Source organism: Enterobacter sp. KB-280D8, assembly GCF_041399405.1.
In the GTDB taxonomy this organism is placed as follows: Bacteria; Pseudomonadota; Gammaproteobacteria; order Enterobacterales; family Enterobacteriaceae; genus Enterobacter; species Enterobacter cloacae_N.
Genome location: NZ_JBGKEC010000001.1, coordinates 504,110 through 516,222 on the forward strand (window position 1 = coordinate 504,110; position 12,113 = coordinate 516,222).

General features: G+C 55.2%; 14 protein-coding genes. 12 read left to right on the top strand and 2 right to left on the bottom strand.

Annotated elements, in window-relative coordinates; genetic code table 11:
• Window positions 1-6 precede the first annotated feature (6 nt).
• The 4 genes from AB8818_RS02460 to AB8818_RS02475 all read left to right on the top strand — a co-directional run bounded on the left by AB8818_RS02460 (window position 7) and on the right by AB8818_RS02475 (window position 4,266).
• A complete protein-coding gene (locus tag AB8818_RS02460) occupies window positions 7-972 on the top strand; it encodes a sensor domain-containing diguanylate cyclase (RefSeq protein WP_116339911.1) in 966 nt (321 codons plus the stop codon).
• Window positions 973-1,055: 83 nt separating this feature from the next.
• Window positions 1,056-1,583, top strand: coding sequence for a GNAT family N-acetyltransferase (locus AB8818_RS02465; RefSeq protein WP_116339908.1), 528 nt, complete (start codon window positions 1,056-1,058; stop codon window positions 1,581-1,583).
• Between the two features lie 116 nt (window positions 1,584-1,699).
• Window positions 1,700-3,151, top strand: coding sequence for a tagaturonate reductase (locus AB8818_RS02470; protein ID WP_371199742.1), 1,452 nt, complete (start codon window positions 1,700-1,702; stop codon window positions 3,149-3,151).
• Window positions 3,152-3,351: 200 nt separating this feature from the next.
• On the top strand, window positions 3,352-4,266 hold the full coding sequence (locus AB8818_RS02475) for a bestrophin family protein (protein ID WP_116339904.1): 915 nt from the start codon (window positions 3,352-3,354) through the stop codon (window positions 4,264-4,266).
• Here AB8818_RS02475 and AB8818_RS02480 read toward each other — a convergent pair.
• Entirely contained in the window at window positions 4,254-4,802 is a 549-nt protein-coding gene (locus AB8818_RS02480; protein WP_192982334.1) for a GNAT family N-acetyltransferase, read from the bottom strand. The genes AB8818_RS02475 and AB8818_RS02480 overlap by 13 nt on opposite strands.
• A 324-nt stretch (window positions 4,803-5,126) precedes the next feature.
• Between AB8818_RS02480 and AB8818_RS02485 the strand changes: the two genes are divergently transcribed.
• From AB8818_RS02485 to AB8818_RS02520, 8 genes are all read left to right on the top strand, one after another.
• Window positions 5,127-5,270 carry a hypothetical protein gene (locus AB8818_RS02485; RefSeq protein ID WP_162874948.1) on the top strand — a complete coding sequence of 48 codons (144 nt, stop codon included), beginning with the start codon at window positions 5,127-5,129 and terminating at the stop codon, window positions 5,268-5,270.
• Window positions 5,270-5,857: a hypothetical protein gene (locus AB8818_RS02490; RefSeq protein WP_192982332.1), complete on the top strand. Its 588-nt coding sequence runs from the start codon at window positions 5,270-5,272 to the stop codon at window positions 5,855-5,857. Before AB8818_RS02485 ends, AB8818_RS02490 begins: the two co-directional genes overlap by 1 nt.
• Window positions 5,858-5,866: 9 nt before the next feature.
• Entirely contained in the window at window positions 5,867-6,337 is a 471-nt protein-coding gene (locus AB8818_RS02495; protein ID WP_192982330.1) for a GNAT family N-acetyltransferase, read from the top strand.
• A 12-nt stretch (window positions 6,338-6,349) separates the two neighbouring features.
• Window positions 6,350-6,790 (top strand): GNAT family N-acetyltransferase, encoded by a 441-nt coding sequence (locus AB8818_RS02500; protein ID WP_116339896.1) that lies wholly within the window; start codon window positions 6,350-6,352, stop codon window positions 6,788-6,790.
• Between the two features lie 145 nt (window positions 6,791-6,935).
• A complete protein-coding gene (locus AB8818_RS02505) occupies window positions 6,936-7,931 on the top strand; it encodes an alpha/beta fold hydrolase (RefSeq protein ID WP_192982327.1) in 996 nt (331 codons plus the stop codon).
• Between the two features lie 44 nt (window positions 7,932-7,975).
• Entirely contained in the window at window positions 7,976-8,716 is a 741-nt protein-coding gene (locus tag AB8818_RS02510; protein WP_192982325.1) for a response regulator, read from the top strand.
• Window positions 8,713-10,011 carry an ATP-binding protein gene (locus AB8818_RS02515; RefSeq protein WP_192982322.1) on the top strand — a complete coding sequence of 433 codons (1,299 nt, stop codon included), beginning with the start codon at window positions 8,713-8,715 and terminating at the stop codon, window positions 10,009-10,011. The genes AB8818_RS02510 and AB8818_RS02515 overlap by 4 nt, the downstream gene beginning before the upstream one ends.
• Before the next feature lie 135 nt (window positions 10,012-10,146).
• Window positions 10,147-11,337, top strand: a complete 1,191-nt coding sequence (locus AB8818_RS02520) for a cytochrome c biogenesis protein/redoxin (protein WP_192982320.1) — start codon at window positions 10,147-10,149, stop codon at window positions 11,335-11,337.
• Between the two features lie 6 nt (window positions 11,338-11,343).
• Here the strand turns inward: AB8818_RS02520 and tam are convergent, their stop codons facing one another.
• Complete coding sequence (gene tam / locus AB8818_RS02525) at window positions 11,344-12,102, bottom strand: trans-aconitate 2-methyltransferase (RefSeq protein ID WP_192982318.1); 759 nt, start codon at window positions 12,100-12,102, stop codon at window positions 11,344-11,346.
• Between the last annotated feature and the right edge of the window lie 11 nt (window positions 12,103-12,113).

Here is a 12,113-nt window from a genome sequence, read left to right on the forward strand (position 1 = left end):
GACATTATGAAAGCACCTGCAACACCTGAAAATGAAATGGACAGACTTAACGCGCTGCGCGAATCGGGTCTGCTTGAGATTGACAGTTCCCCGGCGTTTGACCGCTTAACGCGTCTGGCAAAGCGCTTTTTCCAGGTACCGCTGGCAATGGTCAACCTTATTGATGAGCATACGCTGATCGTTAAGTCGGCTGATGGGCAGGCACCCGGTTCCGTTCCGCGTAATATCTCATTTTGTGGTCATACCATTCTCACCGAAGCACCGCTAATTGTGGGGGATATGCTTCAGGACGATCGTTTTGCAGATAACCCGCTGGTGGCCGGCGAACCTCGCGTGCGGTTTTACGCAGGCTTTCCGCTGCGCCTGCGCAACGGCGCAAGCGTTGGCTCGCTTTGCCTGATTGACTACGCACCGCGGGAGTTCTCAGCGGCCGATCTTGCCGTGCTGGGGGATTTGGGCGCGCTTGCTGAAGACGAGTTTGCGGCAATCAGCGCGGCGACCACCGATGAATTGACCGGATTATTCAACCGACGGGGCTTTAACCAGCTCGTGCGCTTCACGCTCTCCATAGCCCGACGCCGGGCTGAGCCGTTAACGCTCGGCTGGCTGGATCTGGATCGGTTTAAGGAAATTAACGATCGCTACGGGCACGAAGAGGGGGATAAGGCGTTAAAAACCATGGCGCAGTTGATGCGCGCCTCTTTCCGCGAAGCGGATCTGCTGGTTCGTTTCGGCGGCGATGAGTTTGCCGTGCTGTTTGCCGATACGGATGAGAAGGGCGCGTGGATTGCCATGCAGTATCTCGCCGAGCAGGTTGAAAACTACAATGCGCGCAAGCTACATCCGTGGTCGCTCATGTTCTCCTGGGGGCTCAGCGAATTCGATCATAACAGCAACGACCTGCAGCAGTGGCTCAAAGATGCCGATGAAAAAATGTATGCCATGAAGCAGCAGCGGCAGCGGGCCAGGTAACATAACAAAACCGTATGGCCGTTTCGTTTGCGTTAATAAAATGTTAAATGCAAAGTGAGGGTATTCTACGTAAGGACTCAACAATGAATACCCCACTGCAAATTAAAATCCTCACCCGGGACGATATTCTTACCCATCTTGATGCGCTGTCCGGAATCCTCGAAAACTGCGTTAACGGCGGCGCATCCGTCAGCTTCATGCTGCCTTTTAGCCCGGAAAAGGCCCGTTCATTCTGGCTCGGCATAGCTGACAGCGTAGGGCGCAACGAGCGCGTTGTGCTGGCCAGTATCGATCCGCAGGAGGGGGTTATCGGCACAGTGCAATTGATTACCGACCAGCCGGAAAACCAGCCGCACCGTGCGGATGTGGCAAAGCTGCTGGTTCATGAAAAGGCGCGGCGTAAAGGAGCCGCAATGGCGCTGATGGAAGCGCTGGAGGCTGAGGCCCGGTCAAGAGACATTTCGGTTCTGGTGCTCGATACCTCCACCGGCAGCGGCGCGGAAACCTTCTACCAGCGTGCCGGCTGGCAAAAGGTCGGTGAGATCCCACGCTACGCCCTGATGCCGGACGGCGCCATGACGGCCACGTCGGTGTTCTATAAATTCCTGTAATTATTTCACAACCACGCCCGGGATTGATCGAAACAGGGTTTCTGGTCGTAAAGTTTTGATAAGTTATTGTACCAATCTTATCAGGCTGTATGACTAATCATAAAAGGAACCCCCTTGTGAACACGCTCAACCGTCGTGATTTTCCCGGTGCGCAGTACCCCGAACGCATCATTCAGTTTGGTGAAGGCAATTTCCTGCGTGCGTTTGTCGACTGGCAAATTGACCTCTTGAATGAACATACCGATCTCAACGCCGGTGTGGTTATCGTTCGTCCTATTCAGAGCGACTTCCCGCCTTCGCTAAGCACACAGGATGGGTTGTACACCACCATCATTCGTGGCCTGAATGAGCAGGGCGAAGAGGTGAGCGACGCTCGACTTATCCGCTCCGTTAACCGTGAAATCAGCGTCTACGACGGATACGACGCATTTCTTAAGCTGGCCCACAACCCGGATATGCGCTTTGTTTTCTCGAACACCACCGAAGCCGGCATCAGCTACCACGCGGGGGATAAGTTCGACGATGCCCCTGCGGTGAGCTATCCGGCGAAGCTGACGCGGCTGCTGTTTGAGCGCTTTAGCCACTTCAATGGCGCGCCTGACAAAGGCTGGGTCATCATTCCGTGTGAACTGATTGACTACAACGGTGACGCATTGCGTGAACTCGTGTTGCGCTATGCGCAGGAGTGGACGCTGCCTGCCGCCTTTATCCAGTGGCTGAACGAGGCGAACAGCTTCTGCTCAACGCTGGTTGACCGCATCGTGACCGGTTATCCGCGCGACGAAGCGGCCACGCTGGAGGCTGAGTTGGGGTATCACGACGGGTTCCTGGATACGGCTGAACATTTCTATCTGTTTGTCATTCAGGGGCCTGAATCTCTTGCCCGCGAGCTGCGCCTGGATCAGTATCCGCTAAACGTGCTAATCGTGGACGACATCAAGCCCTACAAAGAGCGCAAAGTCGCCATCCTGAACGGTGCGCACACGGCGCTGGTGCCGGTGGCATTCCAGGCCGGGCTGGATACGGTGGGCGAGGCGATGAACGATGCAGCGATCTGCGCATTTGTCGAAAAAGCGATTTATCACGAGATAGTCCCGGTCCTCGATCTGCCCCGTGACGAGCTGGAATCTTTCGCCAGCGCGGTGACAGGGCGCTTCCGGAACCCCTACATCAGACACCAGCTGCTTTCCATTGCGCTCAATGGCATGACCAAGTATCGCACGCGTATTCTTCCGCAGCTGCTGGCGGGGCAGAAGGCAGTGGGAAAATTACCCGCACGTTTGACGTTTGCCCTGGCTGCACTGATCGCATTTTATCGCGCGGAGCGTAACGGGGAGAGCTACCCGGTGCAGGATGATGCGTTCTGGCTGGAACGGTATCAACAGCTATGGGCGCAGCATCGCGATAATCAGATCGCTACCCGTGAACTGGTGCACGCCGTGCTGAGCGAGGAAGCGCACTGGGGGCAGGACCTGACGAAGTTGGATGGTCTCGTCGACCAGGTAACGCTCGATCTTGATGCCATTCTGCTGAAGGGTATGCGCGCGGCGGTGAAGCCGCTTTGCTAATCACGTGACCCGGCTTCGGCCGGGTTTAAATAGGCATTATTTTAGTTACAACATACTATTTGCCATTACTTAAAAAACAGATGCAGCACCGTGCGGTTTACGTTCTTCAGATGAGAAAATGCAATGTTCCGTTAACATGCTTGCAACCGTGACGGGGATCACGTTTAATAGCCACGCTCTTTTCTTGCCTGAAACTCACTATGATCGTTCGTCCTAAACAGCACTGGCTACAACTGATTTTTGTCTGGCATGGTTCGGTACTTCCTAAAATCTATACCCGACTGCTGCTCAACTTCCTGCTTTCTATCGCCGTTATTCTGATGCTGCCGTGGTATACCTCACTCGGCATCAAATTTACCGTGGCACCGTTTAGCATTCTCGGCGTGGCAATTGCTATTTTTTTGGGTTTCAGAAACAACGCCTGTTATTCGCGCTACGTTGAGGCTCGCCTGCTCTGGGGGCAACTGATGATAGCGGCACGCTCGCTGTTTCGCGAGGTAAAAAACACCTTGCCTGACGATAAGCACCTGGGGGAGTTTGTCCGCCTGCAGATCGCCTTTGCCAACTGCCTGCGCATGACCCTGCGCCGGGATATGGATGCTGAGCAGCTCTCTCGCTATCTGGCTCCGGACGCTTTACATCAGGTAATGGGCGCCAACTCGCCGGCGAACCGTATTTTACTGATCATGGGGGAGTGGCTGGCCGTACGGCGGCGTAACGGGCAACTCTCAGACATCCTGTTTCACAGCCTGAACAACCGTCTGAACGATATGTCCATCGTCCTTTCCGGGTGCGAGCGCATTGCGACAACGCCAGTGCCGTTTGCCTATACGCTGATTTTGCACCGCACGGTGTATCTCTTCTGCATCATGCTGCCGTTCGCGCTGGTTGTGGACTTGCACTACATGACGCCGTTTGTCTCGGCGCTGATCTCCTACACCTTTATCTCGCTGGATACCCTGGCGGAAGAGCTGGAAGACCCGTTTGGCACAGAAGATAACGACCTGCCGCTGGACGCCATCTGCAACATGATGGAACGCGATCTGCTGCAGATGAACGATGAAGAGAACATTCCGGAAAGGCTGATGCCGGATAAGCACTATCAGTTAACCTGACGGTCGTTCCACTCGTCGCGGGTGATCTCCCACAGTTCAGAGTCCAGCATCCCGCTGACGTAGGCTTTCTTTTCCGTTCTGATAAGCCGCATGCCGCTGCTGTCTGAAATACGACGGGAGCGGCTGTTCGCGGCGGCCTTCGGCGCCCGCAAAACGGGTTTGTTCAGCGTATTAAACCAGTAATCCGTCGCCGCAATGCTGGCCTCACGCATATACCCCTGTCCCTGAAACTCCGGAGCCAGCCAGAATCCGCGGTTATTATCGTCAACGTCGTACAGGCAGATAATCCCCATCAACTCATCCGGCACCTCGCTACGGCGGATGCTCCAGAACCAGGCAATCCCTTTTGCCATATCCGGCAGCGCGACGTTGTTGACATAATTTTCCGCGCCGTTATCCGGGTAGGGCCAGGGCACTGTAGAGACCATATAGCGGACAATCTCCCAACGCGGATACAGCTTTTGAATCTGAACCGCATCTTCGGCAACCAGCGGTTTCAGCAGGAGACGTTCTGTCGTAAGTGTCGGTATCGTCATCTGCGGATCTCCATATTTAAGCGTTATGTTTTTGTTTGCGTTCTGGTATTTTCACTTCTATCACATTCTGTTTAGTTGCGTTGTAACTTATTTACTACCAAAATTTTGCTCTGCAGATCTCTCGATTACCGTCAGATTAGTTGGGTTAACCTACCCACAAACATAAGGAGTAATGTATGGTTTTGCCTGGAATGAATCCTGAGAAAAATCTACCCGGATATGATTATGCTCGCATGGCAGGTTTTGGAGCTGCGGATTTCGATTTCAAAGCATTGGGTTCCGCAATGGACTGTAATCGCGAATTCACACAAGCCGGGATCATTTATGCTGATGGAGCTCAACGATACCTGGTTCGTTCTGGTCAACGTCATCCTAATGGTCAAAGTGGTATTGGTTGCGTCACCCGGTAACATACCACGGACGGGTAAATACATTATCGGTACCATTCAGTCGCTGGCGGTATTCTGATGAGCTTTCTGAGTTTTTTAACCGGACGCGTATTCCAGGATCTCCTGCTGCATGGCAAAGAGATAGAAGAGGCTGTTGCTCGTCGCGATAGCCGCCTTTTAAACCATTCCACTCCCGAGCTGGAACGGTATTTTTCCCGGCCGCTCAGCGAGCTTCCGCGTCAAAATCCTTATCCGGTAGCGGCGCTGTTACCTCTGTTTTTAGTGGCATTTGCGTTAAACCTTTTGCCTTTTCTTCACGCATTGCCGGGCTTATCGCCATTACAGCATGCACTGAGTTTTTTCATACCATCATTAACAATGACAGGCGTGCTCATTGCGATAAGCGTACTTCTGGCCCGTGGAAAGACGTCTGGATTGTTGGGGTTTATGGCCTTGTTCATCATTCTGCTGATAACGACCCTCGTTCAGGCGCTCCATATACTGCTTTCTCATGACGGAAGTCTTTGGCCACTGGTCATCGCATTTTTCGCTCTGCTACTTTGTCGGATGGTGATGAACAGCAGAGGCTTTGTGCTGTTTACGCTCTATTGTCGCACTCAGCGTCTTGCCAGACTGGCACGCGAAATGCGGCTAAAAAGCCATTAATGAGGTGATATGACGTTACGAACTGCTCATCCGCAGGAAGCCGAAATACTCTGGAATATACGCAATCAGGCGATTCGTTACGGCTGCAAAACCAGCTACGAAGCTGACGTGATTGCACGCTGGACGCCGGATCTGATGCCCGAGCATTACCGCCAAACGATCATTCAATACCCTTTTTACGTGGTGGAAGACGAGAAGGGCGTCATTGCGGCAACCGGCTACCTGGATCTTGATACCCATTGCCTGGAGGCCATATTCACCTTGCCCTCAGCCACCGGGAGAGGCATGGCGACCCGGATTATCAAGGCGCTTACAAACGAGGCACGCAGTCGGGGAATAACCCGCCTGAGGCTGGATGCAACGCCTAACGCCCAATCCTTTTATCAGAAGCTGGGGTTTGTGACGCTGGGCGAAAACTATCATCACTCGCGTATGGCGGGGGCTGATTTACGCTGTTTTGAAATGGCAATCGACTTGTAATGTGAGGAACGCATGGCTGTTACGGTAAGACCTCTCCGCGAAGACGACTATTCCCAGTGGCGACCGCTGTGGGATGGCTATACCCATTTTTATGATTGCTACCTTGACGAGCCCGTCACCGCATCGACATGGAAAAGGGCGCTCTCAGCGCATTCTCCGATGTTCTGCCGCGTGGTAGAGAAAGACGAAAAGGTCATCGGTTTCGCAATGTGTGTTCTGCACGAAGGAACCTGGTCAACCGCGCCCATTTGCTATCTGGAAGATCTGTTTGTTGATGCCGACGAACGCGGCGCGGGAGCGGGTAAGGCGCTTATTGATGCCCTGATAGCGGAAGGCAAGCGTGAAGGGTGGTCAAAACTGTACTGGGTCACCCGGGAGAACAATCCGGCACGTAAGCTCTACGATCGATACGGTGACGCTGACGATTACGTCCGCTATCGAATCTCTCTGTAAGGCAACAGCGCCTGTGTTTGTATCACACTGTATCTGCATACCGGATACATACGCAGGCTTGCAATAAACCCGCTTTCGCACATATCCGCTATACATTGCAGTGTTGTTATATCCCCGTGAATTGTACTCAACCGGAGATACCAACATGTTCAGCAAACTCGCTTATTCAACGCTTGCTCTCACCGTTTCCCTTGGCACCGTCATGTCATGTCAGGCCGAAGTCACCGGCACTAACTTCGCGACGGCTTTCGATCGTCCACAGCAAATTAACGCCGGCGATCTTAACGTCGGGTATGTCGACATTGGTCCTAAAGACGGCCAACCGGTTATTTTATTACACGGCTGGCCCTACGATATTCACAGCTACGCTGAAGTCGCGCCTGCGCTGGCGGCAAAAGGCTACCGCGTGATTGTGCCTTCCCTGCGCGGCTACGGCACTACGCGTTTCCTGTCTGCAAAAACACCGCGCAACGGCCAGCCTTCCGCAATGGCGAAAGATATCGTGAACCTGATGGACGCCCTGAATATCAAGCAGGCGGTATTTGCAGGCTATGACTGGGGCGCCCGTACGGCGGATATCGTTGCGGCGCTGTGGCCAGAACGCGTTAAGTCGCTCGTTTCGGTGAGCGGTTATCTCATCAGCAGCCAGCAGATTGGCAAACAGCCGTTGCCGCCAAAAGCGGAGCAGCAGTGGTGGTATCAGTTCTATTTCGCCACCGAGCGTGGTGCTGAAGGCTATGCCAAAAACACCCATGACTTCGCTCGTCTGATCTGGTCTCAGGCCTCGCCTGACTGGAAATTTAGCGATGCAACCTTCAACGCCAGCGCCAAATCCCTTGATAACCCGGATCACGTTGCGGTTACGCTTAGCAATTATCGCTGGCGCTTAGGGCTGGAAAAAGGCGAGCGCAAATACGACAGCTACGAGCAAAAGCTGGCCACACTGCCGAATATCACCGTTCCAACGATCACCATCGAAGGCGGAAACAACGGGGCGCCGCATCCGGCACCGCAGGCCTACGCGGGTAAATTTACCGGTAAATATGAACACCGTACCTTCGGCGCAACCGTGGGGCACAATCCCCCTCAGGAAGATCCGCAGGATTTCGTCAAGGCAGTTGTTGACGCTGACAAACTCTGAAATGTGCTATTTTCAATACGTTACCCTTCGGTCTGGAGATTTCGGTGGAGCATATTGATCATATCCTTGTCGTCGATGACGACAGGGATATTCGTGAATTGATTATCGACTATCTCGTTAAGTCCGGTTATCGCGCCACTGGCGCGGCAAACGGCAAAGAGATGCGCGTCGTGCTGGATAAGCAGCATATCGACCTGGTGGTGCTGGACGTTATGATGCCCGGCGACGACGGGCTTACGCTGTGTCGGCAATTACGCGTCGGGAAATATAAAGATCTGCCCATCCTGATGCTGACGGCGCGCAATGAGGAGACGGACAGGATCCTCGGTCTGGAGATGGGCGCGGATGACTACGTGGTGAAGCCGTTTGTCGCCCGCGAACTGCTGGCACGTATCAAAGCGATTTTACGCCGTTTCCGTGCAATGCCGCCCAATTTACAGGTCACGGAAGCAGGGCGGCTGGTGACGTTCGGTGAATGGCAGCTCGATACCGTTGCCCGCCACCTGATTGACCCGGAAGGGGTGATCGTGGCGCTCAGCGGGGCAGAATATCGCCTGCTGCGCGTTTTCCTTGACCACCCGCAGCGGGTGCTGACCCGCGATCAGCTGCTCAACCTGACGCAGGGGCGTGACGCCGAACTGTTTGAACGCTCAATCGATCTACTGGTTAGCCGGGTTCGCCAGCGTCTGAATGAAGATGCCCGCACGCCCGCGTATATCAAAACCGTGCGCAGCGAGGGCTACGTTTTTACCATGCCGGTCACCATCAAAGAGGCTAACGAATGACGCTCTGGCCCCGCTCGCTGCTGGCCCGCTTGCTGATCGTCGTGCTGCCCGGACTGTTGCTGGCCAACGCCCTGAGCCTGACGCTGGTCATGATTGAGCGAATGCACAGCGCCCGAACGGTGATGCTCGGTAATCTGGAATACGATGTCGCGACCAGCGTGGCTATTTTGGACCGCTTACCCGCCAATGAACGCGCGGCCTGGCTGCCGCGACTTGAACGCGGTAACTACCGCTATATTCTGGGGCCAGGAGAACCCGGCAACGCGCCGACGGATAAGCGTTCGCGGGACGCCATCCGAACCTTAAAAGCGACGCTTGCGGCACAGTACCCGCTCAGCTTCACTGCCGTTCCCGGCGCCATTTCACACATTCAGGCGCATCTCACGTTACGCGATGGTGCGCCGCTGACCATCGATCTGATCCCACGGATGCCGCCGGTCGCCAGCTGGCTGCCCGTGGTTTTGATTCTGCAGCTGCTCGTGCTGGCTGCCTGCTCCTGGATTGCCGTGCGGCAGGTGGTGAGGCCTTTTTCGCAATTTACCCGCGCGGTAGATTCCCTGGACCCGGCCGCCAACACGCCAATGACGGAAAAGGGGCCGGTTGAGGTGCAGCGTGCAGCGCATGCCTTCAACGCGATGCAGGCGCGAATTCAGTCCTATCTCAGGGAGCGGGCGCAGATCCTGGCGTCCATTTCGCACGATCTCCAGACGCCCATTACCCGCATGAAGCTTCGTGTTGAGATGGCCGAACAGCCTGAACTGCGCGACAAACTTTTAAACGACCTTGATAATATGACGCGTCTGGTGCGGGAGGGTATTGCGTATGCCCGGTCATCAGAATTACTGGAAGAAACCTCGCTGAAGCTGGAGCTTAATGCCTGGATAAACAGCATCGCCTGCGATTATCAGGACATCGGTAAGAACGTGCAGTTTCAGGCAGGCGAGACCCGTTTGCCCATCGTCACGCGTCCACAGGCGCTTCGCCGGGTGATGACCAATCTGCTGGATAACGCCCTGAAATTTGGCGAGTACGCCACCATTAGCATTGATGACTCGACTACCGGAGAGGTGACCATTCACATCATGGACGGCGGGCCGGGTATACCGGATGCCGAACTGGAGGCAGTATTACAGCCGTTTTATCGGGTGGAAACATCACGCAACCGCGATACCGGCGGGACAGGCCTTGGCCTGGCGATCGCTGCGCAGCTCACCGCACAGCTGGACGGAAAGCTGAAGCTGGCAAACCGCGCAGAGGGCGGGCTGGACGTCTCGATTACACTCCCGTGCCGTTAATTGTACGGCTTTGTATCTGCCGGAAAGGGCGATACAGAGCCAGACAAAAACCACGCTTTTACACATGTCCTGAACACATCCGTACGATGAAATAACCTCACTGCAGCGTCGCAGGACTTGTATTGTGAGGTGTTTATGTTTCTGATAATTGCTTTTCTGGGCGGGATGATAAGCCTGCTCAGTCCATGTACGCTCCCGGTTATTCCACTCCTGTTCGCCGGTTTTCAGGGGCAGCGGCGGCACATTCTGGCGCTGCTCGCGGGGATGATCGTCATGTTCACCCTAGTGGCGATGGTCGTCACCGTTGCCAGCGAGTGGATCGCCGAGGCAACTATCGTCGGGCGCTGGATCGCCCTCGTCATTCTGGCCGCGGCCGCGCTGGCCTTAATTTTTCCTGCTTTTGCCCAGCGTATTGCCGGGCCGGCTGTCAGCGCAGGAAATGTCCTCAACGCGCGAAGCGGGCAAACGCGCGGTATGGCATCGGCATTTCTGGCCGGGCTTGCGGTCGGGCTGCTCTGGTCTCCCTGCGCGGGACCGATCCTGGGCGCCATTTTCAGCATCAATATTGCCGGACATTCGGCCATTGCCACAGGCGCTTTGCTGGCCGCCTATGGTAGCGGCTGCGCGCTGATGCTGGGTTTACTCGTTCTCGGAGGCCGCACGCTGATGGCGCCGCTGAGAGCCAAATCGGCGCTGATGGAAAAGCTACGTCAGGGGGCAGGCGTGGTAATGTTAGCGGCCGTCGTCTTTAACGCAACGGGGATGACCTCTGTTCTGCAGGGCGCAAACGGCGTCGCGGATCGCCTTGAAACCGCGCTGCTGAATCTGGCCAAACCTGCCACGCAGCCGCCGAAGCTTCAGCCGGTAGTGATGACCGAGCCCAGCAGCCAACTGCCTTCATTAAGCGGTGGGACAGGTTGGATTAACGGTGACCCTGTCACGTCTGAATCCTTGCGCGGGAAGGTGGTTCTGATCGATTTCTGGACCTGGGACTGCATTAACTGCCAGCATACGCTTCCGCACGTGCGCGACTGGGCAACAAAATACCAGTCTCAGGGCCTGGTCGTTATAGGAGTACACACGCCTGAATATCCCTGGGAGAAACCGATCGCCTCGGTGAAAAACGCGGTAAATAAATGGCAACTACCGTACCGGGTTGTAACGGACAACAACTATCAAATCTGGAACGCTTTCGGCAACCAGTACTGGCCCGCGCACTACTATTTCGACGCAAAAGGCCAGCTGCGCTATACCGCCTTTGGTGAAGGTGATTATGAGCAGCAGGAAAAAGTTATTCAGCAGCTGCTCAAAGAGGCCCGTTCATAGCCCCGTTCAGGGCTGACGCTGAGCCACAATAAACAGCCGCGGGAAAGCCAGCAGTATCTGCCCGTTTTCCTGGAGTGGATACTGCTCTTCCAGCAGTTCGTGATAGCGTTTCAGGAAACGTTTCTGCTCGCTCTCGTTCAGATCCTGTAGCCACGGCCGCAAACCGGTGGCGCTGACCCAGTCAATAATGGCCTGGTGCGAGCTCATTCTATGGAAATAGGTTGTCCGCCAGATATCCACATCGCAGCCGGCCTCCGACAAGATATCGTAATAGGCATGCACGCCTGGCAGCGGTTCGCGGCCGCGGTCAGGATAGTCCTGCTCCAGCGCCACTTCGCGCATCGCCACGTGCGTGGGTTCGAGCCAGTTATCCGGCATCTGGATCGCCAGTACGCCATTTAGCGCGAGCAGAGAGACAAGATTAGGCAGAAGATCGTAATGGTCAGGAACCCATTGCAGCGAAGCATTGGCATAAATCAGACTCAGCGGCTGGCCAGGCTTGTACTGGCGGATATCGGCCTCAACGAACTGGCAGCCGGGCAGTGCACTGCGCGCCTCTTCCAGCATGGCTGGTGAGTTATCGACGCCGACGATCTGAGCTTTCGGCCAGCGATGGTGCAGCAGCGCCGTGCTATTGCCCGGCCCGCAGCCCAGATCGGCGATGGTGGCGACGTCATCGAGGGGAATTCTGGCAAGCAGCTCAGCGGCGGGGCGCGTTCGTTCGGCGCCATATTGCAGGTAAAGCGAAGGGTTCCAGTCGGCCATCTTCAGATCTC